Here is a 24,492-nt window from a genome sequence, read left to right as displayed (position 1 = left end):
CGGGAGCCTCTCCGTATTCGTGGCGTGATTGCTGATGCTGTGGCGGCGGCGGATGGCAAACTTTGCCGGCAGGGACAACCCGCGCGACAAGCCGCTGCTAGAGGTCAGGCAGGGATTGATCGGCAAAACCCCAGCCGGACAGCCCCTTGCCCCCGGCACGAGTGAGCAATTTCTTCGCATCGTCGATGGTGAATTCATGCGCGCTGGCCATGTTCTTCAATTCGCCCCAGGCGATGGGCGCGGCAATTGGCGCATTTTCGCGTGCGCGGGCGGAATAGGGGACAACCGCGGTCGATCCGCGCTGATTGCGCAGCCAGTCTATGAATATCTTTCCCTTGCGCTTGGCCTTGCTCATCGTCGCGGTGAAGCGATCGGGATCAGCCATGGCCAGCGCCTCGGAAAAGCGTTTCGCGAAATCCTTGTGCGCTTCCCACGAATGGCCCGGCCGCAACGGGGCAATCACATGCACGCCCTTCCCGCCCGAAAGCATGGCGAAGCTGGTCAGGCCGATTTCGGCCAGCCGATCGCGAATATCGACGGCGGCGCTTTTTACATCCTCGAAATCCAGCCCTTCATCGGGATCGAGGTCGAAGATCATCCGGTCCGGCGCTTCCACATCGCGGCTGCGGCTGGCCCAGCCGTGAAATTCAATCGTGCCCATCTGCACGCAGGCAAGAATGCCCGTGGCATCCTCCACATAGATATAATCCTCCGTGCCGCCGTCCTTCTCCCTGATCGGAACGTGATGGACATGGTCCCCGAAACCGCCAGTATCGTGTTTCTGGAAGAAGCATTTCTTCGCCCGCCCCTGCGGGCAGCGCACCAGGCTGACGGGCCTGCCCGAAAGGAAAGGCAGCATCAGCGGCGCGATCCGGGCGTAGTAATCAGCGAGATCACCCTTGGTCTGGCCTGATTCCGGGAAAATGACACGATCGCGGCTGCTGATCCTTACCGTCTCCGCCTCGCTTTCCTCAGGCGGATCGGCCGGGCGTTCCGGCTTTACCTCCTTCGCCTTCTTGTCGCTGCGAAGGCCGAGGAAACTGGCATGGCGCACGCGCCCTTCGGCAGTGAATTCGGCAAAGGCCACTTCGGCCACCAGTTTCGGGGTCAGCCAGGTCACGCCGCGCGCTTCGGCCCGGTCGGTTTCGACCGGCGGCGTCTTGCGCTCCAGCGATTTGAACTTGCGGGCCAGATCTTCCAGCGTGTCGGCATCGAAACCCGTGCCGACCTTGCCCTTGTAGGTCAGATCGCCGTCTTCATACTGCCCCAGAACCAGCGATGCGAAGGGGCGCCCCCTGGCAGAGCTTTTCGTCCAGCCAATGATCACGAATTCCTGCCGCCGCGTGCATTTGACCTTCACCCAGGCCTTGCCCCGGCGGGATGTGTAGCGCGCGTCGATCTTCTTGGAGATGATGCCTTCCTGCCCGGCGTCGCACATTTTCTCATACAGTTTTTCGCCCGCGCCGATCACGTGATCGGCCACATGGACCGGGGGCCCGGCATCGCGCAGCAAGGCCTCCAGCCGTTCCTTGCGTTCCACATTCGGCAGCGGCGCCAGATCCTCCCCATCCAGTTCCAGCAGATCGAAGGCATGGAAGGCCAGCTTGTCGCTTGCGCCCTGCCCGCCCTTGCCGCGTTTCAGCAGTTTCTGCAGCGTCGAGAAATCCGGATTGCCCTTGCCGTCATAGGCGACGATCTCACCGTCGATCAGGCAGGGCGGCAGATCCAGCGCGGCGATGGCCTGTGCCAGCGGGCCGAACTTGTCCGTCCAGTCCTTCCCGCTGCGTGTATAGACCGCCACCTTTTCCCCGCTGGCGGAAACCATCGCGCGATAGCCGTCGAACTTGATTTCATGCATCCAGCCATTGCCGGAAGGCACGGCATCCACCAGCGTGGCCAGTTGCGGCTTGCGAAAAGCGGGTGGCTTCGCAGTGGATTTACGGCGTTTCGCCTTGCCCCGGTTGTGGCAGGCGGCCCGCTTCATCTCCTGGGCGAAATCCTCGCCCTTCTTGCCTTTCAGCGAATGCTCCCCACCCTCGTCCGCGGCGATTTCCGCCATGGGCCGCCCGGTCAGGACACTGGTCAGGCATGTGTCGATCAGCTTGTCGCCGCCCTCCGCATAATCATCGTCGATCTTGCGCAGCAGCCAGTTCTCGCGTTTCTCGCCCTTGCGCGGTTTCATGCGGACCAGCAGCCATTCCCCCTTCATCCGCTCGCCATGGAGGATGAAATGGAGATGCCCTTCTTCCAGATCTTCCGCCTTCTTGCCTTCAATCGGTTCCCACGTGCCCCGGTCCCACAGCATAACGGTGCCGCCGCCATATTCCTGTTCCGGGATCGTGCCTTCAAACTCGGCATATGCCAGCGGATGATCTTCCGTCCGCACGGCCAGCCGCTTGATATCGGGATCGGCCGAAGGGCCCTTGGTCACGGCCCAGCTTTTCAGCACGCCGTCCACTTCCAGCCGGAAATCCCAATGCAGGCGGGAGGCGTCGTGCTTCTGCACGATGAAGCGGCGCTTGCCGTTACTCTGCCCCATCTTCCCGGCAGGTTCCGCCGTTCGGGAAAAATCGCGCCGCCGGTTATATTCCGCCAGCGGATCGGATTTGCCGCGCGCCATGTCAGGCCCGCTTGCGGGATTTGGCGGACGATTTCTTTGCCGGCTTCTCTTCCCCGACGGACTTCTTCAGCGCGGCCATCAGATCGATGACATTGCCGCCGGATCCGCCCTCGGCCGGTTCTTCCACGCCCTCCACCAGTTTGCCGCCCTTGGCCCTGGCCTTCTTCTCGACCAGCTTCTTCAGCGCGTCTGCATAGCGATCATGATATTCGCCGGCATCGAAGGGGGCGGATTTCTTGTCGATCAGCGTGGTGGCAAGATCGAGCAATTCCTTGTCCGGTTTGTCATCGCCCACATCGTCGAAGAATTGCTGCCCTTCGCGCACTTCGTCGGCATAGCGCAGCGTTTCCAGCAACAACCCCTTGCCGCAAGGCTTGATCGCCACCAGCTTCTCCCGCCCGCGCACGGATAGCTGCCCCAACGCGACCTTTTTCGCCTTACGCAATGCCTCGCGCAGGACGACATAGGCTTCTTCAGCCAATTCGTCGGCCGGGGCCACGTAATAAGGCTTTTCGAAATAGAGCGGATCGATCTCGTCATTATCGACGAATTGGACGAGTTCGAGCGTCTTCCTGCTCTCCAACCGGACCTGCTCGATCTCCTCATCCTCCAGCAGGACGTAATTTCCCTTGGAGACTTCATAGCCTTTCAGGATTTCGTCGCGGTCGACCGGGCCCACGCCCTGCGCCACTTTTTCATAGGAAATCGGCTTGCCGCTGGGTTCATGAATCTGGCGGAAGGATATTTTCGCGCCGGATTTGGTCGCGGCATAGATTTCGACCGGAATCGAAACCAGCGCCAGCCTGATCTGTCCTTGCCAATAGGCACGTGCTGCCATGTGGATACCTCCGCGAGTCCAACACGCGAAGCGGCCGGAGGTTTCGGCGGGTCGTTTCCAGCCATCGGCAAACCGTCCCCGACTGTCGCACAACTGACGCCTTTCCGGATTATTTTTCCTTCCCGCGGGAACGGTTTGCCGCCGAACCGCCTGTAACTGTGGTTAAATCAGAAGCACGCCGGGCCCAATGGGGACAGGCGCGCCGTTAGGGTTGGATGTGCAATGCAGGCTCTGGGTGTTTATGTGGACGGGCAGGAGCTTTCCCGTCAGGTCGTCGTGGTCGGCTTGTCCCGCGAAAGCTGCGAAACCGCCGAAAGTGCAACTGGCAATGTGATCGGCAGCAAGGTCCAGTTCTGGATCGGCGGCCTCGGCCCCTTTGGCGGCCAGACCGAGGCATCGGCAGAGAGCCGTCTGGCGATCCGCTTCACCGATCCGCTGGAACACGCGATAGTCGAACATTTCACAGCGGCCTGATCCGGCCTTGGTCATGGCCGGGTTCTGGCCGCAGGCGACGCTTCGGCCCCGCCATGCCCTACCCCTCCTTGCCGCGATAGGTTAAGTACCGGCAGGCAATAATGGCGCCAGAAACCATGGGAGGTGCTGCAGACATGACCGGAAAATCACTCGATTCGACGCTGGGCGATACGCCGGGCCTGATCCTGGAAACGCGCAGCGGGATCACCCTGCAATTGCGCCCGGTCACGCCGGATGATGGCGAAGTGCTGACCGGCCTGTTCAAACGCGTCAGCCCGGAAGACCTGCGCTTCCGTTTCTTCAGCGGCACGGTCAGCGAACAACAGATCGCCTCCATGCTGGAAGTGGACCATCGGCACAGCGAACATGTGCTGGCTTATGATACGGCGAATGGCGAACTGGCGGCCAGCCTGATGGTTCTGGCCGATGATCACATGGAAACCGCCGAAGTGGCGATTGCCGTCGCTCAGGAATATACGGACAAGGGTGCCGGCTGGGCGCTGCTGCGCCACGCGGCGGACCTGGCCCGTGAACGCGGGATCAAGAAACTGCGTTCGATAGAAGATCGCGCCAATCACAAGGCGCTGGAAGTGGAACAGGCGCTCGGCTTTTTTGCGCGCGACTTCGATGGCGATCCTTCGCTGGTAATTGTCGAAGCAGATCTGACGCTGGATTGACCGGCGGGTTTGACCCGCCCGGAAGGGAACCGGGCGGCAAACGCCTCCCCAGACATCGCTGCCGCCCGCCCCTTTCCTCCGGAACCTTCCGGGGGGGTGGAGGCAGTAAGGTTAGAAGGCCCCCTCGCATCAATTATATCGGGTAGTTTACGTAACGGACAGGCCAACCGCCTGCCGTAGAATGGGCAAAAGCAACCGATCGCCAATAATTGCGCGGAGAGCTTCCATGGCCTGTACTGCAACGCCGGGCGTTCCCGATTTTGAACGCACGGTCAGCACTTTTCTCGATCTTGCCTCCATCCCCTGGGAATATGCGCGGGCTATCCATGGATGGCAGGAAGAATGGGCACGTTTCTGCGCCCATTTCTGCATGGGTTCGGCCTTCCCGCCACATGCACATGAAGCACGCTGGCAATTGGAAATACCCGATCCAATCGCCGCTGAGGCAGAACAGGACCTTTTCGCCTGAAAGCGTCCCGGCGGGTCAGTGCTTGAGCACGTAGCGGCCGGGCGCATCTTCCAGCGCGGGATAGCCCTTGCGAGCATTGCCCGGCTTGCGCGCCGCAACCGGTTCGCCCGAATGCTGGTCCAGCCATCTGGCCCAGTCGGTCCACCAGCTGCCCTCAGTCACTTCGGCACTGGCCAGCCAGGCATCGGGATCGGCGTGGCGTTTGCCGCCATTGCGGGTCAGGCCGCGATAATGGCGATGCGGGTGACCCGGCGGAGAAACGATGCCGCCATTATGCCCGCCGCTGGTCAGCACGAAACGCAGGTCGCAATCGGTCAGCGTATGGATCTTCCACACGGAATGCCACGGCGCGACATGATCCTTTTCAGTGCCCAGCACATAGGACGGCGCCGAAATCTCCTCCAGCGAGATGGTGGAGCCGCCCACGCGGAAGCGATCCCTGGCCAGCGCGTTTTCGAGGAATAGCTGGCGCAGATACTGGCTGTGCATCGCATAGGGCATACGGGTGCCATCCGCATTCCAGGCCATCAGGTCGTTAACCGGCGCCCGTTCCCCCAGCAGGTAATCCTGCACTCCGCGCGACCAGACCAGATCGGCGGAACGGAGCATCTGGAAGGCGCCGCCCATCTGCGAACTGTCGAGATAGCCCTGCTGCCACATTTGGTTTTCGAGAAAGCGGACCTGCGCCTCGTCAATGAACAGCCCGATTTCGCCCGGTTCGGAAAAATCGGTCTGCGCGGCGAGGAATGTCAGCGAATGGAAGCGCTTGTCCCCATCCCGCGCGGCAGCGGCGGCGGCGATGGCCAGCAACGTGCCGCCCAGGCAATAGCCGCAAGCATGGACGCTTTCGGCGCCGGTGATGTCGGTCACCGCTTCCACGGCGCGCATCACGCCGTCGCGGCGATAGGATTCCATGTCCAGATTGCGCTGTTCCGGCCCCGGATTGCGCCAGGAAATCGCGAAAACAGTATAACCCTGATCGACCATGAACCTGACCAGGGAGTTTTGCGGCGAGAGATCGAGAATGTGGTATTTTCGCTGGAAGCGCACTGGGGCGTAGTATAGCGTTGATTTTTCGACCTTTTTTCTAAGCCTTACTGCGCTACACTAGCAGTCTCTTGGCGGCTTTTTCCGCTTCGGTGATTGCTGGGTGATTGCTGGAAAGCACCTGCAGGAGGCTCGAAAATGGCTACAGGAAGAATAGGTAAGCGCGCGGTCGATGCGATGCGTTCGGCTGGCGTTGCCGGCTTCTTATGGGACGAGGATATCAAAGGCTTCGGGATGAAAGTCACTTCATCCGGTGCGGCATCCTACATCCTGCAATATCGAATGGGTGGGCGAGAATCCAAGACACGCCGGTATACGATCGGCGGACATGGTTCTCCTTGGACACCCACTACGGCAAGAGCTGAAGCTGAACGGCTCAGTTTGCTCATTGCGCAAGGCACCGACCCTACCGAAGCGGAGAAACAACGACGCCGGGAAGCCGTCGATCTCGCCTTCGACAACTATGCCGACCGGTTCGCACAATCATGTACGGGCAAGGGATGGATAACTCTCGTGAAGCGTTCGTTCCGGCTTCATGCAAAGCCGGTCTTGAGCAACAAGCCCCTGCCTCACATTACGCGAGCGGACATCGTGGCGGTGTTCGATCGAATGCCCGCTGAGCAAGTTGCCAACAAGCGCAACGTCTTCGCGGTTTTGAGACGCATGTTCCGCTGGGCTGTTAGCAGAGGTGATATTGAACGTAGCCCGATGGAGGGCATGGAGACACCGCCTCCTGTCAAGCCTAGGGACCGCTGGTTGTCCGATGAGGAGCTTCCCCGGATATGGAAGCAAGCCCCTAAAACGCATCACTGCTTCGGGCCGATCGTGCGCCTGCTCATCACGACGGGCCAACGTCGCGAGGAAGTGGCGGGGCTTACCTGGGAAGAGCTGGATAGAGCCGAGCGCATGTGGACGCTAAGGGGGGAAAGGACGAAAAATGGAGAGCCAAACAGCGTTCCCCTCAACGATCTCGCGGTAGCTGTTCTGGATGGTGTCGCAGGAGGGAAAAATTGGCCCCGACGCGGCAAGGTTTTCCCAACGTCTACCGGCGGTCCGTTCACCGGCTATCATAAGGGAAAGTTGAAGCTGGACCATCTTTTGGAGAAAGATGGCGGTGATCCTATGCCGCCGTGGCGCCTACATGACCTTCGGCGCACATTGGCAACGGGCTTTCAAAGACTCGGTGTGCGCTTTGAAGTCACGGAAGCAGTTCTGAACCACGTTAGCGGATCACGGGCTGGCGTCGCAGGGATTTATCAGCGTCACGACTGGAAAGATGAAAAGCGCGAAGCGCTGCGCTGTTGGAACGAACATATTGCTGGGTTGCTAGCAAAGATGGAAAAACCAAAGCACCCCTAGGTTTCGCGCCGCCGGTTTGTCGGGCTATTGATCCCTGACGAACACCGACGGCGCGCAACCTCGGCTACTGACTATTCAGCATCGTCCAAGCCGCCCAATCGCATTGGGGCGCCTCACTCGGTTTGTTTGTTGGCCCCGCATAGCCTCCAAAGCAGCAATTCGCCTTTCGGTCGCCGGATGCGTCGAGAACAGCTCTGAAACGTGCGTTGGCACGATGTAGAGTTGTGCCGCTGCGGGATTGCGTTCGGAAACCGGGTTAGGAATCCTCTGGGCCGGGGAGGCGATTTTCCTCAGAGCCGAAGCCAGGGCCGCAGGATTGCCGCAAATCTCCGCACCGGCACGGTCAGCACCAAATTCCCGAGTACGGCTTATAGCCATCTGCACAATCATCGCCGCAAATGGTGCGACCACGACTGCTGCGAGCAGCGCCAAGGGATTGGACCTGTTGTCATTGCTGAAGAAAAAGCCAAAATTAGCGATCATGGAGATGGCGCCGGCGATCGTAGCTACCATCGTCATAATCAGCGTATCGCGATTGCGGATGTGACCTAACTCATGCGCCATCACGGCTGCGATCTCTTCGTGCGAAAGCATGCGCAAGAGACCCGTCGTTGCTGCAACCGCAGCGTGGCGGGGATCGCGTCCGGTCGCAAAGGCGTTCGGATGAGGGCTATCGATAATATAGACTTTTGGAACCGGCAAACCGGCCCGGATCGCGAGCTCACGAACCATTCCATAGAATTCAGGGGCGCTGGTGGCGTTCACTTCGCGAGCCCTGTGCATGGACAATACGATTTTGTCCGCATTCCAGTATGTGAAAAAGTTCATCGCCGCCGCCAGTACGAGCGCGATCAATGCGCCGCTGGAGCCGCCGATCATGTAGCCGAGGCCCATGAAAAGCGCGGTCAAGGCAGCGAGCAGAATGAATGTCTTCATCGTGTTCACTGTGAGTCCTCCAACCTGTTATTCTGCACTGATTTAGGTGAAGGACGACCTGTTTCAATTCCTGGTGAACCCGAAAATTCGGCGAAATGCAGCGTGTCCGCGCGCCGCGTAACTCCGCCCTGCGCGCATAATGCGACACTCTCATACGCGCGCCATTCGACGCAGGGTTTGAACGTATATGTGGCCTTGATGGAGCCTGCGAAAGTCGCTTGTACCAGGCCATCCAGAACCGCGCCTCCACCACGATATCGGGCAACCCAGTACGTGAAAGGTCAGTGCGAGGCTAAAGTGCGGATCGGGGAACGGCAGAGTGAGAGGCGCGGTTATTGTTCTGAAGCTGCCTCTGCCTTTTCAGGTGGAACAGGCGTCATTGGCGTCTTGGGCAGCTCCACCGGTACTGCAAGGGGATCAGGTTCGGTTACTATCAATTCCCCACCGCTGATATCCTTAGCGCCAGGAACATAGGTTACCTCCTTTTCCTCTTCCTGGCCAAACGGGCCAATGAACCAAACGAGGAGAGCGATCGCCAGCAAAGCTGCCAGTATCCAGGGAAGCTTTCTGGGAACAGTTTCAAGGAAGGGTTTGTCGGACAATTCCGCCTCCTTCTGGTCAATCATTAACTGTCGTTTCGAGATTATCGATCTGCTTATCTATTGCTTCAAACAGATCCCTCGATTCGTTCTTGGCGGAGACTTTTTTCTTCAAATCCTCTATGTCCCGAGCAAGCTTCTCATAAAGGCTGTCATTGCCGTATGTCAGAGCCCTCGCGAGCTCCACCTGATACGAGGCATTGTCGATGAAGATGGTGGGGTCGATTTGCGATTTCTCCGACTCTTCGTCCGCCGCCTTCGCAGAGCCGTCTTGCAGCTGTTTCTCTGCGGCACTCAGCATCGCCTGAGCACGCAAAAGCGGAAGCGGCAGAACCTCTTCCTCGATCACCAGGGTCGATAAAGCAGTGTTGAGGGCGGATTTAGCCTCAGCCAACTTGCCTTGATCGATGAGACGAGCAGCCTCTCTGATGGCAGCAGGATATGTTGCGAGGGGAATATTGGTGGTGTGGATCCGAATCTCGCTGGCGAAGGTTTCCATCAACACTCGCGCGTCCTGCAGACGCCCCTCCTTCACGAGCGCTTCAATTCTGTCCCGGATTTTCCTGACGTCGGCGACTGTCGCGATGATGTCTGTGCGGCTGGTCACGACATCGACGGGCGCCAGCGCAAGGCCCGGATCCCGAGCCAAGATTATGTCGAGCCTGCCCGTAGCTGTCGCGAGGGCATCCAGCGCTTTCTTTCCGTCTTGCTTGTCCAGATGCTCGATCGCAAGTTTGGTCTGCTGGAGCGCCTCCACAGCTTCGGAAAGAAGTTCGGCGCGCTTCTTGGTGACTTCATCACCTGCTTTCTCGCCAACAGATGCTCCAACTGCTTCTGTCGCCTCCGCTTGGCTCGGCGGGGCTGTAGATTCCTTGTCGCTTTCCTGAGCGCTTGCGCTGACGGATACGCCGAGGAGCAACGCAGCATAGAGACCTCTGACCGAGACCCGATTGAGTACCCGTGATCTGCGGCACTTCTTATTCTGATCCATCGTGCTTCCTTCCCTAAGGCAATTTCCAGACTGGGCCGGCCTTCATTTCCAGCGGCATGAAGATCATGCCGACGCCTCGAATTGGCGGACGCTAATTTGCGTAAGGCAGGCAGCCGATCCGGCTTTCCGATCGGAGTTACGGGACCGCCACAAGCGAGCGCTGGCAGCCCATCCGCTGAGAGAGACAAGGTGTAAGAGCTCTCCATCCATGAAGCTCTTCTTCCATCAGGTGGTAGACGGCGCACTGATCTGAATCAGTGCCTCCTGCATTGGCGTTCTGCTCTCGCAATCTCTTCATCCTGTCGGACGAAGCGCGCTTTTATGACCCGCGAAGGCAGGCTTCTCGGGTCCGCACCCGATCTGGCGTGAAGACATGACTTTTGGACAGGCCCTGCAAGAACGCCTGAATTGCTCCTATGCCGCTTGCGACAAGAGCACCGGCCTTTCGATTTCGGATGAGCCGCGCAGTCGCTGGAGAAAACTGTCACACCACCAAGCCGCATCTTCCCGGTTCACGATGTCGTATAGCGAGCGCCAGCGACGCTTGCGCTCTGCGACCGGCATCTTGAGCGCCTGTTCGATTGCTTCCGCCAATTCGTCAGCGCTGAATGGATTGATGGTGAGCGCCTCTTTCAGCTGAGCCGCCGCTCCGGTGAATTTCGACAGAATAAGCACTCCGGGATTTTCAGGATCCTGTGCCGCGACGAACTCCTTCGCCACGAGGTTCATGCCGTCCTGAAGCGGAGTCACGAGCCCGATCCGGGCCGCCCGGAAGATTCCCGCAAGTTGCTGCCTGCTGTGCTCACGGTTCACATAGCGGATCGGCACCCAGTTCGAGGTCGCATGTTTGCCGTTGATGCGGCCTGAAAGAGCTTCGAGTTCTTCGCGGATATGACTGTAGCACGGAATGTCATTGCGCGCGGGCGGTGCGATCTGGAGCAGGAAGATCTGCTCCTGCATATCGGGCCGCGCGGAGAGGAAACGGTCATAACCGGCAAAACGCTGCGGTAGCCCTTTTGAAAAGTCCAGCCGATCGACTCCGGCGATCATGCTCCTGCCATTCGCGCTTTCCATGGAAGCCTGATGGCTGGCCCGTGCCTCGGGGCTGGCCAGCAAATCTCGATATTCGGCTGCATCAATACCAACGGGCAGAGCGAGAACCCTGATACAGCGGCCTTCGAATTCGATCAGGTCATCCTCAATCGGAGAGATGCCGAGTTCGCTCTCGAGATAATCGAGAAAGGCCTGTCGGTAATCTTCCGTTTGAAAGCCGATCACGTCATAGCACAGCAAGGCTTGAACCATCCTGGCATGGTCCGGCAGAGCGGTCAGTATCGAACGGTGCGGCCAGGGCGTGTGCAGGAAGAAGCCGATCCTGTTGTCGCACCCCAACGCGCGCAGTTCGTTTGCGACCAGGAACAAGGGATAATCGTGCACCCAGACAAGGTGGTCCTCCTCGATTAAGGGCATAATTGACCGGGCCAAACGGGAATTGCCCCGCTCATAGCCGTCCGTAAAATGACGTTCGAATTCCGCAAGATCGGTACGGCCGTGGAGCATCGGCCACAATGTCCGGTTGGCATACCCATTCACGAACTCATCAATATCGGCGGCGTCCAGATCGACACTCGCCATCCGCATCCCGTCGCAGCATTCGAGTTTCAACGAACCGGTAAAGCGTTCGGTGACTTTGCCGGACCAGCCAAACCACAGCGCATTCCGACCTGCCATTGCCGATACAATTGGCTGCGGCAGGCCACCTCCATGCGCTTCGGCTTCGCCTTCAGCCAAGGCATGAACGAGACTAGAAATGACGATCAGTCGTTCCATGGCTCTTCCTCATCAGACCATCGACAGAACTCGCACGTCGCCCGTACGATCCAGAACATCGACCAGAACCTTCTCCCCCGAGCGCCTCAACATGATGTCGGCATGTCCATCGCCGGCGCGAACGTGGCGAATGTGGAGTTCATCCAGAAAGTTCGGCAAAACAGGTTCGCTGAAAATGATGTGTTCGGCCTTCGCATCGAAACTGAGGCCGAGACTCGCTTGAATCAGGAAGAGCGGTGCGGCCGCGGACCATGCCTGCGGAATGCAGGCCACCGGATAAAAGGTCGGACCCTGTACCGGACGACGGGGGAAGCCGCAGAACAACTCCGGAAGACGGCGGAGGTCGACATAAGTTGAAGCGCCCATCAAGGCCTCGAAAATCATCGAAGCCTCCAGCCGGAATCCATAACGGGAGAAGCCCGCCGCAATCAACGCGTTGTCATGTGGCCAGATCGAACCATTATGATAACTCATGGGATTGTATCGGGCTTCGGTGGTGGCAATCGTACGAATGCCCCAGCCGGAAAAACTGGAAGGCGACATCAACGTCTCGACGACGGCAGCGGCGCGCTCGGGCTTGGCAAGCCCGGTAAAGAGAACGTGTCCTGCATTGGACGAACGAACCCGGCAGGGCCGTTTCTCTCCATCCAGTGCAATAACGTATGTACGGAGATCCTCGTCATAGAAGTCGCGGTCGAACCGCTCGCGTAACGCCTCGGCCCGCATTTTCAGCGACTGGGCCTCCTTGGCGTTACCCAGTCGATCAAGCATCGCGGCCCCGGCTTCCCACGCTCCATAGACATAGGCTTGCACTTCAGCGAGCGCGATCGGTCCAGCTGCCAGGCGACCATCTGCATGGAAAACAGAGTCGTAACTGTCTTTCCAGCCCTGGTTGGCCAGCCCTTCCTGCGTGTGTCGGCCATATTCGACATAGCCGTCGCCATCCCGGTCGCCATGGTCCTGGATCCAACGCAGGGCGGCTTCGACATTCGGCCAGATAGCTCGGGCGAATTCGACGTCATCTGTACGCTGAAGGTATGCGCCGGCCAGGATGACAAAGAGGGGGGTGGAATCGATGCTGCCGTAGTAGTGGCGGAACGGCACTTCTCCCAATTCCGCCATTTCACCGCGGCGAACCTCATGGAGGATCTTGCCAGGTTCTGCATCGGCGGCCGCATCGAATTCCTTTGCCTGTTTCGCCGCGAGATAGGACAGAACACCGCGAGCGATCTCCGGATCGATCCACAGCGTTTCCAACGCTGTAATAAGCGCGTCGCGCCCGAAGATCGTGCTGAACCAGGGAATGCCGGCGTATGGATAGGGGCCATGCTCCGTGTCTGTGACAAGCATGTAGATGTCCGCCACACAGCGGCGAAGCGCCTGATTGAAAATCTCATTGGATGATGCGACTGCGGCAGCCCGCGAGGAAGATGCGCGCAACGCCCTCCTTGCAGCCCGGAACGAGTGTATGAAAGAGGTACGCAGATCCTGGTTCAGATCCGCTTCCCCGCAATGCACCTCAATAAGAATGGATTGCCGCTCGCCTGCCCCCAATTCGAATGAGAAGACAGCCTGATCGTGGCTGATAACCTGTGGCTGCGGTGAAAACCTCAGAGTGGTATGACGCGTCAGATTGTCGCGGCCAATATAGCTCAGCACCACATGGTCATCACCGAACACCGGAGAGCATCGCTCTCCGCGCTTTGGGCGAACCGTGCCGCGCACCTCGAACAGATCGGCGAAATCAGCGGCGTAACCGATCTCCACTGACAATCGATGCGGCTGATCGTCGTAGTTGAAGAGTGACAGCCGTTCATATGCGACGCCGTTCCAGAGGAAGCGCGTCCTGCGGATGTGGACGAGGTCATTCCGCATGACGCATTCGCCGCCCTCATCGTGGATATCCGGATTCGTGAGATCACAGGTCAACGTCGCATTGTCGTCTCTCAATGCGGAACTGAGAAGAATCGGCCGCACTCCGCCCATGAGTGTCAGATAGAAATGCGAGAGATGGCGTGTATCCCGGTGATACAGCCCTTCCGGACTTCCATGGCCGCTGATGGCATCGCCACTGTGATCGAACACCGCGAACGTGTCGCCGTGCTTGAGCGTACGCGGTCTTCGTTCATGCAACGAGGCAGTTGCCGGAACGAAGAACTGGGTTGGTGCTTTCGCGATGCCATTGGGCTCTGTCGCCCGGGCAGAATCTGAACCAGCTACGGCCATATCCATCTCGCTTCCCCTCGCCTGAATCAGGCTTCACTTTCGAGTGTCGGATCTGCTTCAACTAACCTGTCGACATCCAGGCCATCCAGATATCCTCTGTGCAGTGACTTGTAGATTTTCACATAGTCTTGGGCCATCCGTTCGACCGAGAAACGTGCTTCAAATGCCGTTCGCACGGCCGCACGGTCCAGCGCGTTAAGCCGCTGCACGGCCTGGACCGCCTCGTCCACATCGGTGACAATGTAACCTGAAACCCCTTCGTCGATCACTTCCGGTACGGAACCGCAACGAAAGGCGATGACGGGCGTACCGCAGGCCATCGCCTCGATCATCACCAGGCCAAAAGGTTCGGGCCAGTCGATTGGAAACAGAAGTGCACGGGCCTTGCCCAGAAATTCCGCCTTCTGATGTTCGTCGATCTCCCCGATGAATTCGACATTGGGATTGGCCGCGATCATCGGAGCGATCATTTCATCCCAGTATGTCTGATCGGCCTTGTCCACCTTGGCGGCGATCCTGAGCGGCATGCCGGAACGAGCAGCGATCTCAATTGCCCTGTCGGGGCGCTTTTCAGGAGAAATGCGACCGAGAAAGGCAAGATAGTCTCCCTTCGCTTCCAGTGTGGCCGGCAAGAGATCGCGCGGAAGCCCGTGGTAGACGGTGCCCGCCCAGTTGACGGGCGGCATCGGTTGACGCTGGTGGTCCGAGATGGACACCAACGGCATATCCGAGAAGCGGCGATAGAAGGGCTGAAGATCGGGAAGATCCAAACGACCGTGAAGGGTCGTCAGCGTCTTGTTCGCAAAACTGCGGGTCAACGGCGCATGCAACAGGTCGATATGGAAGTGGAGAACATCGAACTCGTGGGCCCGCCTCGCAACCTCATCAAGCAGGATCATGTGATGAGGAATGGCATCGACAATCAACGGATTGAGGCGGAGCGCGGTCTCCGTAATCGGAACCAGTTCCGCTGCGGTCGTTGAGTCCCCGCTGGCGAATAGCGTTACATCATGGCCCTGGCGGACCAGTTCTTCGGTCAGGTAGGAAACAATCCTTTCCGTGCCTCCATAAAGGCGCGGCGGTACGCTTTCCGCGATCGGAGCAATCTGGGCAATCTTCATGTTTCAATCCTCCATGCACGGAGCAGGCAGGGAGAATTGCCCAGCTCCCCGCATGCCGATTGGAACCAGAAAGAGTGTGAAGGGCCCCGGCGCTCACGCCGGGGCCAGCTGCCGTATTAGAAATCCATCGCCGGCATGGGAGCAGGCGTGTCTTCCTTCGGCAGTTCAGCGACCAGTGCCTCGGTGGTAATAAGCAGCGAGGCGACTGACGCTGCATCCTGGAGCGCGGTGCGGACGACCTTGGCCGGGTCGATGACACCGGACTTCACCAGATCCTCGTATTCGCCGGTCGCGGCGTTGAAGCCCTGGTTATAGTCATCGCTTTCGAGCAGCTTGCCGACGATGTAAGCGCCATCCTCGCCAGCATTGTCCGCGATCTGCCGTGCCGGGGCCCGCAGCGCGCGGCGGACGATGTCAATGCCCGACTGCTGGTCGTCATTCGCTGCCTTGAGACCGTCGAGGGCCTTGAGCGAACGCAGCAGGGCAATGCCGCCACCCGGCAGGATGCCTTCCTCGACCGCGGCGCGGGTCGCGTGCAGCGCATCGTCGACACGGTCCTTGCGCTCCTTGACCTCGACCTCGGTTGCGCCGCCGACACGAATGACGGCGACACCGCCGGCGAGCTTCGCCACCCGCTCGTGCAGCTTCTCACGGTCGTAATCGCTGGTCGTGGTCTCGATCTGCGCCCGAATCTGGCTGACGCGCGCATCGATGTCCGCGCGTTTGCCGGCGCCATCGACAATGGTCGTGTTGTCCTTGTCAATGATGACCTTCTTGGCGCGGCCCAGCATGCCGAGCGTGACGTTCTCGAGCTTGGTGCCAAGCTCCTCGCTGACCACGTTGCCTGCCGTGAGGATGGCGATATCCTCGAGCATGGCCTTGCGGCGATCACCGAAGCCGGGCGCCTTGACAGCAGCCACCTTGAGGCCGCCGCGCAGCTTGTTGACGACAAGCGTGGCCAGGGCCTCACCTTCGACATCTTCGGCAATGATGAGGAGCGGACGGCTCGACTGCACGACCTGCTCAAGGACCGGCAGCAGCGCCTGGAGGTTCGACAGCTTCTTCTCGTGGATCAGGATATAGGGATCCTCGAGCTCCACCTTCAGCTTTTCTGCATTGGTCACGAAGTAAGGCGAGAGGTAACCGCGATCGAACTGCATACCCTCGACGGTTTCGAGTTCGGTTTCGAGGCTCTTGGCCTCCTCGACCGTAATGACCCCTTCATTGCCGACCTTTTCCATCGCTTCGGCAAGGATGCGGCCGACTTCGGCATCGCCATTGGCGGAAATCGTCGCGATCTGCGCGATCTCGCTATTGGCTGAGACCTGCTTGGCGTGGCTTTCCAGATCCTGGACGACCGCATTGACGGCCGTGTCGATACCGCGCTTGAGGTCCATCGGGTTCATGCCGGCGGCCACGGCCTTGGCGCCTTCGCGCACGATGGCCTGTGCCAGGACCGTAGCGGTCGTGGTACCGTCACCTGCCTTGTCGTTCTGCTTGCTGGCCACTTCGCGCAGCATCTGGGCGCCCATGTTCTCGAACTTGTCCTTTAGTTCGATTTCCTTGGCGACGGTCACGCCGTCCTTGGTGATGCGGGGAGCACCGAAGCTCTTTTCGATCACCACGTTGCGGCCCTTGGGGCCGAGAGTAACCTTGACCGCATTTGCAAGCGTATCCACGCCGCGGAGCATGCGATCACGCGCGTCCGACGCAAATTTTACTTCCTTTGCAGCCATTTTGGCCTGCTCCTTTCTCTTCCTTCGGTTGAACTGAAGATCGGGCTTTCTCGATTACGCCGCTTTCTTGAGCTCGGCGGTGTGCTCGATAATGCCCAGGATGTCGTTCTCCTTCATGATGAGCAGATCTTCGCCTTCGATCCGCACTTCGGTGCCGGACCACTTTCCGAACAGAATGTGATCGCCGGCTTTGACATCGAGTTCGACCAGCTTGCCGGTTTCATCGCGCGCGCCGGACCCGACGGCGACAACTTCGCCCTCCGTCGGTTTCTCCTTCGCGGTGTCAGGGATGATAATGCCGCCTGCGGTTTTCTCTTCCGCTTCGATGCGGCGAACCAGCACACGATCGTGCAAGGGGCGGAAATGCATGCATAACCTCCATTGTACAAGCGATATGACTAAAGGCGCCTCCCCCGCTTTCGGCAGGAGACTCGCGCGATCTAGTTTTGGGGAAAAACGGCTTCAAGAGGTCCGAAGGAATTTTTTGGCACTCGATTGGGCCAAGTGCCAAACGCCAATATTGGTGCCTCTTCTCAGCATCTTGACGAGCGATGCGCGAAGTCCAAAATATTGCGGGCGGAGCGATCCGCAGTGAGCAACTAGCGACAAGCCAGAAAGGAGGAAGTTCCTATGTCGCAACCTTTCTCACGCTACCTTCATCCCTTCGATGTCGCTCGCAGTCCCTCGCTTGAGCCCGAGGTGAAGCGCGCAATCCTGGCCTCCTGGGCCTCCGATCAGTATGCCGTGAGAGATCATCCGGCGTTACGGAAACCTCCGGACCTCGAAAGCCCGGTCTCTGTCGATGATGTACTCGCGGCCATGCATCTGGTCGACCAGCCTCAATCTGGACGGCCCACGGTGCAATGAGCGATCGAGCCTTTATTGCCCAAATTGAAGGGTACGGGCTGACGACTGCGGAAATCTATTATTTCCTTCCCGACCATCCTTCGCTTGTGCAGCTCTTTGCGTGGCAGGAGTATGATGCGGCGCCGGATTTTCCGGTCCTGTTCGGGTTTCTCGACCATTGGCGTAGAGAAATCGAGGCGGAGATCCAGTCGGTCCGGATTGCTCATGAGCAGTTGATACGGCCTGCCGAATGGCAAGCTGTCGATGGTGTAATCTCGCTGGACTGAGCCGGGGAGGTCTTACGCCTCCCCGGAGATTTGCAAACCGTGGGAAGAACGTCTGGTGGAGCATGCGGTGGGGAAAGCCTTCCCCTGAGCCGTAGCCGCTTCGCTGTCTCCGGCTACCCCTTCTGCGGGGACACCCCGCAACGCCCCGTCAATCGGAGCGGGGCTTATGACGCGCTCATTTCCGCGCATCTGGCGATGCGCTCCTGAGGGCGCGGCATCCTCGTTCCGGGCCCCGCACGCCACTCTGATTACGGCTGCCGCTGGCACAAGAACCGGCCTCCCCGACGACTGGCCCCGCCGGAGCGCCCGGTTCTCGAATTCGTAGCTTACGCCTTCATTCAGGGTGCGCATTCCCGTTCCTTTCGCAGCTCGCTGGCCGCTCGCCGAGATTGGCGGCAAGAACAGGTTGCTGCGGACGGCGCGCGAACGCGCCGGCGTTGTTGGTGCGGTCCGCGGAAGTGGCGGGGTGGGCGGCGCTCCCGTCTAGGCACGGTCCGGCCAGCCGCAACCCGGCCCTGCGGAACCGGGTCTTCCATTACCATTGCAGCCCTTTGGGATTGGCTGACCATTCAGCCACTCGCTCCATGCGGGTGCGGCTGGCCGTCCCGCGCCTTTCTGGTCGCTGTCACCGCCCACCCCGCCCCTTCCGGGGCCGGTGTGCGGATTTGGGCAGTTCGGGAGGCGACGATGGCGCGTGGAAAGTCAAAGGTTCGGAATGATGGCAGGCGTGGAAGGGCGGCGCGCAGCGCCGCGCGCGGGGAGCGTTCCCGCGCTTCGCTCTACGATGAAGTCACAGCGACGATCATCGGGCAGCTTGAAGAAGGCGTATTCCCGTGGGTTAGGCCATGGAGCAAGGCCAAGGCCGCGCCGGGCCTGCCGCACAATGCAGTGACCAAGCGTCCCTATTCGGGAATCAATATCCTTGTTCTGTGGGGAGCCGTCATCGAGGGCGGCTATCCTTCGCAGGACTGGCTCACCTTTCGGCAGGCGCTGGCCGCTGGCGGTTGCGTTCGCAAGGGTGAACGCGGGCGCACGATATTCTATGCCGACCGCTTCACTCCGAAGGACGCCGATGACGGACATGGGCGCGAGCAGGTCGAGAGCGGCGAGGAAGTCCGCTCAATCCCGTTTCTCAAACGGTTTACTGTATTCAATGCCGCGCAGTGCGACGGCCTGCCCGCTGGGCTGGTCAGCGAGCCAGCGCCATTGCCCGAACGCGAGTTGCACTGCGCTGCCGAAGACCTGATCGCAGCCAGCGGCGCGGATTTCAGGATTGGCGGGGCGCAGGCTTTCTATTCGCCGTCTGCCGATTTCGTGATGGTGCCGCCACAACCGGCCTTTCATCACCAGATCGACTATTACCGCACCGCCTTGCACGAGCTGGGCCACTGGACCGGCCACCGTTCGCGGCTTGATCGCGAGCAGACAGGACGCTTCGGGTCAGCTCCCTATGCGCGTGAGGAACTGGTTGCGGAACTGGCCTCCGCGTTCCTCTGTGCGGCGCTCGGCATCGAACCAACGGTGCGCCATGCCGACTATCTCGGCAGCTGGCTCGAAGTGCTGCGCGCCGACAATCGCGCGATCTTCAAGGCCGCCAGTCAGGCCAGCAAGGCTGCCGAGTTCCTGCTGCAATACGGCGCTGCCGCCAAGGAGCAGGCGGCGTGAGCAGAGAGACTGACTGGCCCGCGCGTGGCCGTGCGTTCGAGGCCGAGGACACCGAGGCCGGTTGCCAGACCTTGGTGCCCGGAGTTGCCCCGGTGACGTTGGGCGACCGGCTCGCCGTGCTCGCCAATGCGCCGTTGCTGCCCCGCAAGGATCAGCGGCCCGCCGATCATGGGCTGTTCGACACGAACGCCCGCAACCAACTCGAAATGTTCTGAACCGGAGGCGCTGACATGGACCTTCTCACTCCATCACTTCACGAGAGTCTGCTGGCCAATGGCCGATGCGAGGGCGACCACCTGCCGGTCGTCAAGTTCTTCAATCCCGTTGGCGCGGCGACCTGGCTGTTTTCCGAACTCGACGGCGACGGAGATACGCTGTTCGGTCTGTGTGATCTTGGTTTCGGTTTTCCGGAACTCGGATCGGCCAGCCTGTCCGAAATCGTTTCGGTGCGCCTGCCATTCGGCCTCTCCATTGAGCGCGATCTTTCCTTCGCCGCGACGCACCCGCTTTCGGTCTACGCCGAAGCCGCGCGGCTTTGCGGCCAGATCACCCAGCATCCCGATCACCTTGCCCGTGCGGAAGCGGCGCTGTCGCGCGAGCGGAGACATTCGCCGCCGTAGGCCCCCAAGCCAATAGCGGCGAATGATGCCCGCATCGGAGCCGTCCGCCCGATGCGGGACCAACCGGCCCCGCCTTTCGCCTCCCAAGCCCCCCGAACGGAGGGCGGGGCCACCCCAGTCCAAGCGAACCACAAGGAGTAATATCATGCAGATCGTCCAGATTCCGCTCGAGCGACTTTCCGTTTCGGCCCTCAATATGCGGCGCGGCCGCAAGCTGCCCGACGTCAGTGACATATTACCATCGGTGAAGGCGCGCGGCGTGCTGTCGCCGCTGTTCGTCCGCGGCGTTTCTTCCCCCAAGCGGGATGTTGGCGGCAAGCCCGAGCATTTCGAGATACTGGCGGGCAAGCGGCGCTATTTCGCCAGTATCGAAGCCGCCAAGGAATGCGGCGGCGAACGCAGCCTTCCCTGCATCGTCATCGGCGAAGGCGACGACGCAGAGGCGCTCGAAATCTCGATGATCGAGAACCTGCTGCGGCAGGAACCCGATGAGGTCACGCAATGGGAGAGCTTCACCCGCCTCGTGAAGGAAGGACGCAGCGTCGATGACATTGCCGCAACCTTCGCGCTCACCGAAACGCAGGTGAAACGTATTCTCGCGCTCGGCAATCTCCTGCCGCACATCCGTGAAGCCTACCGCGCCGACGAGATCGACGCGGCAACCATGCGTCACCTGACACTCGCGAGCAAAGCGCAGCAAAAGGCTTGGCTGGCGCTCTTCGACGATCCCGAAACCTATGCCCCGCGCGGCAGCCAGCTCAAATCATGGCTGTTCGGCGGTACGTCGATTTCGACCGCTGTCGCACTGTTCGATCTGGAAAGCTATTCCGGCCAGATCGTTGCCGATCTGTTTGGCGAGGATGGCTATTTCGCGGACAGCGATGCCTTCTGGCAAGCGCAGATGGCCGAGGTGGAAAAGCGCAAGGCCGCCTATCTCGAAGCGGGCTGGGCCGATGCGGTGATCGTCCCGCCCATCGAGCAATTCTCGATCTGGGAATTTGACCATGCGTCGAAGCGCAAAGGCGGGCGCGTCTATATTCAGTTGCGCGTCAATGGCGAGGCGGTGTTCCACGAAGGCTATGTGACCCGCCGCGAAGCGCAGGCGGCGGCGAAACGCGCGCGCGGCGAGCAGGTGGACGAGAAGCCAAACCGGCCCGAACTGACTGCGACGCTGGCAAGCTATGTCGATCTTCATCGGCATGCCGTAGTGCGCGAGGCTCTGGCAAGCGACTCCGCGCTCGCCTTGCGAGTGGCCGTTGCGCACATGATCTGCGGTTCGGTTCACTGGAGCGTCAAACCAGCGGATCATTTCAGCCGCAATGCGGCGATAAATGACAGCGTTTCCGGTTGTTCCGCCGAGGCTGCCTATTCGGCGCGCCGTAAACAGCTTCTCGATCTGCTGGGCTTCGATGTCGAGCGCGAGAGTCTGTGTCAGGACCGATATGGGGCCGACCTCGTGCCGCTGGTGCTGCGCCTGCTGGCGTTGAGCGATGAACAGGTGATGCAGATCATGGCGTTCGCCATGGCGGAGACGCTTGCCATCGGCAGCGAGCTGATCGAACTTCTGGGTTCGCACCTTGCCATCGACATGGCTGATCACTGGCAGGCCGACGATGCCTTCTTCGGGCTTCTGCGCGACAAGGAAGTACTGGTGGCAATCCTGTCCGAAGTCGGTGGCGCTGCCGTCGCCAGCGCCAATGCGACTGAAAAAGGCGCCACGCTCAAGGGGCTGATCGCCGACCACCTGACCGGCGTGAACGGACGCCCCAAGGTCGAGCGGTGGGTGCCGCGCTGGATGACCTTCCCGCCTTCTGCCTATACTGCGCGCGGCGGGGTCGGAACGGTAGCCGCCGCTGATCGCGCACGCTGGCTCGCCGAATCTGACGATACCGATAGGGAAACCTGCGGCGGTGGGGATCGCGGGATCGAGGTCAGGCCCGATGCGCCGGCCCTGGAGGAGAATGAGCCGTTGGCCGCCTGAATGGTTTTGGTCGTGGAGCGGGAAGCGGGACGATCCCGCTTCCCGCCTTGTCCTCCGTTCAGTTTTGCCTTGGACACGGGTCCGGTCGAATTTCGCATCATGGCGGAGCAGAGCCACAGGCCGACCGGGATCTAAGATCGCGGCGCCAGCGCCAAGATGGTGCACGACCGTTCCAACTTGTCGCCTCCATGGCATCGCTCGCCACGGTCCCAAGAAGCCCGCGAGACCACCTTTTTCTGTGCTGCTCGGCTCCAACGGATGGCATTCAGCCTCCCTTGCGGTCACGCTTAACCAATAGCCCCCACATTCGTTCGGCCTCGCGAAGTCAGGCTGGCCTTCGTCCCTCTTCCATTGCTGTAGCGCCTGCTCCACCGGCTGCCTCGTTCATGGCGTGTCTGGCGTCTGCCGGGCTTCGCCCTTGCGCGGCCTCGGGCGCAAAGGCGCAGCGCGGGGCTATTTTCCGCCGAGCGCTCGCGCGCTCTTTGCATCGCGAAACAAAATAGCCCCGCTCCGCTGCCCTCCTCCGCTTCGCTGCGGTCCCTGACGGGATGCGCCGGCCGCGCCCATCCGCCTTTGCCCAGCCATCGAGGCTGCGATGGGCGCAGGCTCGAGCAACAGCAAAGGAACTTCATCATGGCCAACATCGGCAACTTCACCAAGACGTCCAACGGTTACAAGGGCGAAATCGTCACCATGAGCGTGCAGCAGAAGAATGTGCGCATCGTCGAAGAAAGCGAACAGGCAAGCGAAAACGCGCCCTCGCACCGAGTCTTTGTCGGCCGCGCCGAAATCGGTGCCGCGTGGAGCAAGCAGAGCCAGGAAGGTCGCGACTACCTTTCGGTTAAGCTGGACGATCCGAGTTTCGTCGCTCCGATCTACGCGAACCTTTTCGCCGATGATGATGGCGAGAACTTCAGCCTGATCTGGACCCGCAGCCGGAAAACGAACGGCGAATAACCCCCGTAGGGGCTCCCCGCCCGGCACATGCCGGGCGGGGTTCTTTCCATTTTCCGGCGACACTTGTTGTCATCAGCGGCAAGCGAGCCAAGTCGTCATGCTCCTCGGTCATCCGCTAGAGATTGACGTTGCCGCTCCGAGCCATGAGGAGAAGCGATTGCCAATCCGTTCTATTTATGTTCTCATGGGTGCATGATGATTCGGCCCGACAACGATGAATTGCGCGACGTCATAGCAATCGCGCTGACGACTGCGCCCGGATATGCACTACGCGATGTGATGACAGCGACGCGAAAGCTCAATCGGCAAGTGGCCATCGAAACCCTGACTGCGCGCGTCGTCGCTGCCCTTCGCCCCTACGAATTGACACGCGAGGCGCGGTCCAACGAGGTTGGCGCTGGAACCTTGCCGTTGTTTCCGGAGCGTGGATGATCGCGCGGATCCAGCATATCAAAGCTTGGCGGTCCTAGCTTTGATGAAGATCGACCGGCTTTTGCAGCAACGAGGCCGGGTCGGCATTCAATGCCCTGGCCAGCCTTTCGATTACATCCAGAGTCGCAGCGTACTGGCAGCGTTCAAGACTGCTGACATAAGTGCGGTCGATTTGGGCACGGTGAGCCAATTCCTCTTGAGAAAGTCCCACAGCTTCCCGGGTCTGCCGGAGATTCAGCGCAAATGTCTCACGCAAGCTCATGCCACTGACAAAGTGGCATTGCAGAGTATTTAACCACGGAGTATACTCGTCAAATCGGTGCTTGCTCGCCAAGCTGCTATATTTTCATGGCAATATCGCATCGATAAGGAAGCCGCCCTTATGCTCGTAGGCGGATATCTGTTGTCCTCTCCCGGCACTGAGGTTCGTCACCGCGTTGCAAGCAAATGATGATAGAGCATTCTTGACGGGCCGCTGCCGCAAGCCGGGTAGAACGTAAATGATCTCGACTGGATTTGAGGTTACTCCTCCTCAGGCTGACACCATCACTGATTATGACGAGCGGAACTTCGTGACTTATCTCCGCTTGCTCGACGCCGTTGCGGAAGGCGCAGATTGGCGGGAGGTTGCCGCCATCATCTTTCATATCGATGCGCACGCTGAGCCTGAGCGGGCCAAAACGGTTTACGAGACTCATCTCGCGCGTGCGCGCTGGATGGCCCGTGCCGGCTATCGGCAACTGGCCACCCAACGATAGGCGTTCACAGAGATCGATTGATG

The 24,492-nt window shown here is 60.0% G+C and carries 25 protein-coding genes; 13 read left to right on the top strand and 12 right to left on the bottom strand.

Annotated features, from left to right (window positions below):
- Positions 1-97: 97 nt before the first annotated feature.
- Complete coding sequence (gene ligD, locus WYH_RS13485; protein WP_046904242.1) at positions 98-2,620, bottom strand: DNA ligase D; 2,523 nt, start codon at positions 2,618-2,620, stop codon at positions 98-100.
- A 1-nt stretch (position 2,621) separates the two neighbouring features.
- Positions 2,622-3,458 (bottom strand): non-homologous end joining protein Ku, encoded by an 837-nt coding sequence (gene ku, locus WYH_RS13480; RefSeq protein ID WP_046904241.1) that lies wholly within the window; start codon positions 3,456-3,458, stop codon positions 2,622-2,624.
- A gap of 222 nt (positions 3,459-3,680) precedes the next feature.
- On the opposite strand from ku, the gene WYH_RS13475 reads away from it, so the two are divergent.
- From WYH_RS13475 to WYH_RS13465, 3 genes are all read left to right on the top strand, one after another.
- A complete protein-coding gene (locus WYH_RS13475) occupies positions 3,681-3,932 on the top strand; it encodes a hypothetical protein (RefSeq protein WP_046904240.1) in 252 nt (83 codons plus the stop codon).
- 134 nt (positions 3,933-4,066) lie between these two features.
- Positions 4,067-4,609, top strand: coding sequence for a GNAT family N-acetyltransferase (locus WYH_RS13470; RefSeq protein WP_046904239.1), 543 nt, complete (start codon positions 4,067-4,069; stop codon positions 4,607-4,609).
- A gap of 226 nt (positions 4,610-4,835) precedes the next feature.
- Positions 4,836-5,078: a hypothetical protein gene (locus WYH_RS13465; RefSeq protein ID WP_046904238.1), complete on the top strand. Its 243-nt coding sequence runs from the start codon at positions 4,836-4,838 to the stop codon at positions 5,076-5,078.
- A 15-nt stretch (positions 5,079-5,093) separates the two neighbouring features.
- On the opposite strand, the gene WYH_RS13460 is transcribed toward WYH_RS13465, so the two are convergent.
- A complete protein-coding gene (locus tag WYH_RS13460) occupies positions 5,094-6,065 on the bottom strand; it encodes a PHA/PHB synthase family protein (protein WP_053833591.1) in 972 nt (323 codons plus the stop codon).
- A gap of 198 nt (positions 6,066-6,263) precedes the next feature.
- On the opposite strand from WYH_RS13460, the gene WYH_RS13455 reads away from it, so the two are divergent.
- Entirely contained in the window at positions 6,264-7,484 is a 1,221-nt protein-coding gene (locus tag WYH_RS13455) for a tyrosine-type recombinase/integrase (RefSeq protein WP_046904237.1), read from the top strand.
- A 75-nt stretch (positions 7,485-7,559) separates the two neighbouring features.
- On the opposite strand, the gene htpX is transcribed toward WYH_RS13455, so the two are convergent.
- The 8 genes from htpX to groES all read right to left on the bottom strand — a co-directional run bounded on the left by htpX (position 7,560) and on the right by groES (position 17,292).
- The gene (gene htpX / locus WYH_RS13450) at positions 7,560-8,420 is read right to left on the bottom strand and encodes a zinc metalloprotease HtpX (RefSeq protein ID WP_046905187.1); all 861 of its coding nucleotides are present in this window, start codon (positions 8,418-8,420) and stop codon (positions 7,560-7,562) included.
- 332 nt (positions 8,421-8,752) lie between these two features.
- Positions 8,753-9,046: a hypothetical protein gene (locus WYH_RS17200; RefSeq protein WP_235980033.1), complete on the bottom strand. Its 294-nt coding sequence runs from the start codon at positions 9,044-9,046 to the stop codon at positions 8,753-8,755.
- Positions 9,039-10,010: a YfdX family protein gene (locus WYH_RS13440; protein WP_053833590.1), complete on the bottom strand. Its 972-nt coding sequence runs from the start codon at positions 10,008-10,010 to the stop codon at positions 9,039-9,041. Before WYH_RS13440 ends, WYH_RS17200 begins: the two co-directional genes overlap by 8 nt.
- 414 nt (positions 10,011-10,424) lie before the next feature.
- Positions 10,425-11,840, bottom strand: a complete 1,416-nt coding sequence (locus WYH_RS13435; protein ID WP_046904236.1) for an alpha,alpha-trehalose-phosphate synthase (UDP-forming) — start codon at positions 11,838-11,840, stop codon at positions 10,425-10,427.
- A 12-nt stretch (positions 11,841-11,852) separates the two neighbouring features.
- Positions 11,853-14,072 (bottom strand): amylo-alpha-1,6-glucosidase, encoded by a 2,220-nt coding sequence (locus WYH_RS13430; RefSeq protein WP_046904235.1) that lies wholly within the window; start codon positions 14,070-14,072, stop codon positions 11,853-11,855.
- A 20-nt stretch (positions 14,073-14,092) separates the two neighbouring features.
- Complete coding sequence (locus WYH_RS13425; protein WP_082348002.1) at positions 14,093-15,187, bottom strand: glycosyltransferase family 4 protein; 1,095 nt, start codon at positions 15,185-15,187, stop codon at positions 14,093-14,095.
- Positions 15,188-15,303: 116 nt separating this feature from the next.
- Entirely contained in the window at positions 15,304-16,923 is a 1,620-nt protein-coding gene (gene groL / locus WYH_RS13420; protein WP_046904234.1) for a chaperonin GroEL, read from the bottom strand.
- A 54-nt stretch (positions 16,924-16,977) separates the two neighbouring features.
- Positions 16,978-17,292, bottom strand: coding sequence for a co-chaperone GroES (gene groES / locus WYH_RS13415; protein WP_046904233.1), 315 nt, complete (start codon positions 17,290-17,292; stop codon positions 16,978-16,980).
- 261 nt (positions 17,293-17,553) lie between these two features.
- On the opposite strand from groES, the gene WYH_RS17195 reads away from it, so the two are divergent.
- The 8 genes from WYH_RS17195 to WYH_RS13375 all read left to right on the top strand — a co-directional run bounded on the left by WYH_RS17195 (position 17,554) and on the right by WYH_RS13375 (position 23,711).
- Positions 17,554-17,790: a hypothetical protein gene (locus tag WYH_RS17195; RefSeq protein ID WP_082348001.1), complete on the top strand. Its 237-nt coding sequence runs from the start codon at positions 17,554-17,556 to the stop codon at positions 17,788-17,790.
- Positions 17,787-18,056 carry an usg protein gene (locus WYH_RS13410; RefSeq protein WP_046904232.1) on the top strand — a complete coding sequence of 90 codons (270 nt, stop codon included), beginning with the start codon at positions 17,787-17,789 and terminating at the stop codon, positions 18,054-18,056. The genes WYH_RS17195 and WYH_RS13410 overlap by 4 nt, the downstream gene beginning before the upstream one ends.
- Positions 18,057-18,743: 687 nt before the next feature.
- Entirely contained in the window at positions 18,744-19,721 is a 978-nt protein-coding gene (locus WYH_RS13400; RefSeq protein ID WP_046904231.1) for an ArdC family protein, read from the top strand.
- A complete protein-coding gene (locus WYH_RS13395; RefSeq protein ID WP_046904230.1) occupies positions 19,718-19,936 on the top strand; it encodes a hypothetical protein in 219 nt (72 codons plus the stop codon). The genes WYH_RS13400 and WYH_RS13395 overlap by 4 nt, the downstream gene beginning before the upstream one ends.
- Before the next feature lie 15 nt (positions 19,937-19,951).
- Positions 19,952-20,341, top strand: a complete 390-nt coding sequence (locus WYH_RS13390; RefSeq protein ID WP_046904229.1) for a DUF2958 domain-containing protein — start codon at positions 19,952-19,954, stop codon at positions 20,339-20,341.
- Between the two features lie 145 nt (positions 20,342-20,486).
- Complete coding sequence (locus WYH_RS13385) at positions 20,487-22,322, top strand: ParB/RepB/Spo0J family partition protein (protein ID WP_046904228.1); 1,836 nt, start codon at positions 20,487-20,489, stop codon at positions 22,320-22,322.
- A 633-nt stretch (positions 22,323-22,955) separates the two neighbouring features.
- A complete protein-coding gene (locus tag WYH_RS13380) occupies positions 22,956-23,279 on the top strand; it encodes a DUF736 domain-containing protein (protein ID WP_046904227.1) in 324 nt (107 codons plus the stop codon).
- A gap of 195 nt (positions 23,280-23,474) precedes the next feature.
- Positions 23,475-23,711, top strand: a complete 237-nt coding sequence (locus WYH_RS13375) for a hypothetical protein (RefSeq protein WP_169780780.1) — start codon at positions 23,475-23,477, stop codon at positions 23,709-23,711.
- A 34-nt stretch (positions 23,712-23,745) separates the two neighbouring features.
- On the opposite strand, the gene WYH_RS16655 is transcribed toward WYH_RS13375, so the two are convergent.
- Positions 23,746-24,045, bottom strand: a complete 300-nt coding sequence (locus WYH_RS16655) for a helix-turn-helix domain-containing protein (protein WP_244877925.1) — start codon at positions 24,043-24,045, stop codon at positions 23,746-23,748.
- 166 nt (positions 24,046-24,211) lie between these two features.
- On the opposite strand from WYH_RS16655, the gene WYH_RS13365 reads away from it, so the two are divergent.
- Positions 24,212-24,469, top strand: a complete 258-nt coding sequence (locus WYH_RS13365; RefSeq protein ID WP_046904224.1) for a DNA -binding domain-containing protein — start codon at positions 24,212-24,214, stop codon at positions 24,467-24,469.
- The last annotated feature ends 23 nt before the right edge of the window (positions 24,470-24,492 follow it).

The organism is Croceibacterium atlanticum (assembly GCF_001008165.2).
Classification (GTDB): Bacteria; Pseudomonadota; Alphaproteobacteria; order Sphingomonadales; family Sphingomonadaceae; genus Croceibacterium_C; species Croceibacterium_C atlanticum.
This window is presented reverse-complemented; position numbering and strand designations above follow the sequence as displayed.

What these genes read in the sequence shown, in the direction of transcription:
- ligD (WP_046904242.1), bottom strand. Translation starts at nt 2,620, where the DNA reads ATGGCGCGCGGCAAATCCGATCCGCTGGCGGAATATAACCGGCGGCGC.
- ku (WP_046904241.1), bottom strand. Translation starts at nt 3,458, where the DNA reads ATGGCAGCACGTGCCTATTGGCAAGGACAGATCAGGCTGGCGCTGGTT.
- WYH_RS13475 (WP_046904240.1), top strand. Translation starts at nt 3,681, where the DNA reads ATGCAGGCTCTGGGTGTTTATGTGGACGGGCAGGAGCTTTCCCGTCAG.
- WYH_RS13470 (WP_046904239.1), top strand. Translation starts at nt 4,067, where the DNA reads ATGACCGGAAAATCACTCGATTCGACGCTGGGCGATACGCCGGGCCTG.
- WYH_RS13465 (WP_046904238.1), top strand. Translation starts at nt 4,836, where the DNA reads ATGGCCTGTACTGCAACGCCGGGCGTTCCCGATTTTGAACGCACGGTC.
- WYH_RS13460 (WP_053833591.1), bottom strand. Translation starts at nt 6,065, where the DNA reads ATGGTCGATCAGGGTTATACTGTTTTCGCGATTTCCTGGCGCAATCCG.
- WYH_RS13455 (WP_046904237.1), top strand. Translation starts at nt 6,264, where the DNA reads ATGGCTACAGGAAGAATAGGTAAGCGCGCGGTCGATGCGATGCGTTCG.
- htpX (WP_046905187.1), bottom strand. Translation starts at nt 8,420, where the DNA reads ATGAAGACATTCATTCTGCTCGCTGCCTTGACCGCGCTTTTCATGGGC.
- WYH_RS17200 (WP_235980033.1), bottom strand. Translation starts at nt 9,046, where the DNA reads ATGATTGACCAGAAGGAGGCGGAATTGTCCGACAAACCCTTCCTTGAA.
- WYH_RS13440 (WP_053833590.1), bottom strand. Translation starts at nt 10,010, where the DNA reads ATGGATCAGAATAAGAAGTGCCGCAGATCACGGGTACTCAATCGGGTC.
- WYH_RS13435 (WP_046904236.1), bottom strand. Translation starts at nt 11,840, where the DNA reads ATGGAACGACTGATCGTCATTTCTAGTCTCGTTCATGCCTTGGCTGAA.
- WYH_RS13430 (WP_046904235.1), bottom strand. Translation starts at nt 14,072, where the DNA reads ATGGATATGGCCGTAGCTGGTTCAGATTCTGCCCGGGCGACAGAGCCC.
- WYH_RS13425 (WP_082348002.1), bottom strand. Translation starts at nt 15,187, where the DNA reads ATGAAGATTGCCCAGATTGCTCCGATCGCGGAAAGCGTACCGCCGCGC.
- groL (WP_046904234.1), bottom strand. Translation starts at nt 16,923, where the DNA reads ATGGCTGCAAAGGAAGTAAAATTTGCGTCGGACGCGCGTGATCGCATG.
- groES (WP_046904233.1), bottom strand. Translation starts at nt 17,292, where the DNA reads ATGCATTTCCGCCCCTTGCACGATCGTGTGCTGGTTCGCCGCATCGAA.
- WYH_RS17195 (WP_082348001.1), top strand. Translation starts at nt 17,554, where the DNA reads ATGTCGCAACCTTTCTCACGCTACCTTCATCCCTTCGATGTCGCTCGC.
- WYH_RS13410 (WP_046904232.1), top strand. Translation starts at nt 17,787, where the DNA reads ATGAGCGATCGAGCCTTTATTGCCCAAATTGAAGGGTACGGGCTGACG.
- WYH_RS13400 (WP_046904231.1), top strand. Translation starts at nt 18,744, where the DNA reads ATGGCGCGTGGAAAGTCAAAGGTTCGGAATGATGGCAGGCGTGGAAGG.
- WYH_RS13390 (WP_046904229.1), top strand. Translation starts at nt 19,952, where the DNA reads ATGGACCTTCTCACTCCATCACTTCACGAGAGTCTGCTGGCCAATGGC.
- WYH_RS13385 (WP_046904228.1), top strand. Translation starts at nt 20,487, where the DNA reads ATGCAGATCGTCCAGATTCCGCTCGAGCGACTTTCCGTTTCGGCCCTC.
- WYH_RS13380 (WP_046904227.1), top strand. Translation starts at nt 22,956, where the DNA reads ATGGCCAACATCGGCAACTTCACCAAGACGTCCAACGGTTACAAGGGC.
- WYH_RS13375 (WP_169780780.1), top strand. Translation starts at nt 23,475, where the DNA reads ATGATTCGGCCCGACAACGATGAATTGCGCGACGTCATAGCAATCGCG.
- WYH_RS13365 (WP_046904224.1), top strand. Translation starts at nt 24,212, where the DNA reads ATGATCTCGACTGGATTTGAGGTTACTCCTCCTCAGGCTGACACCATC.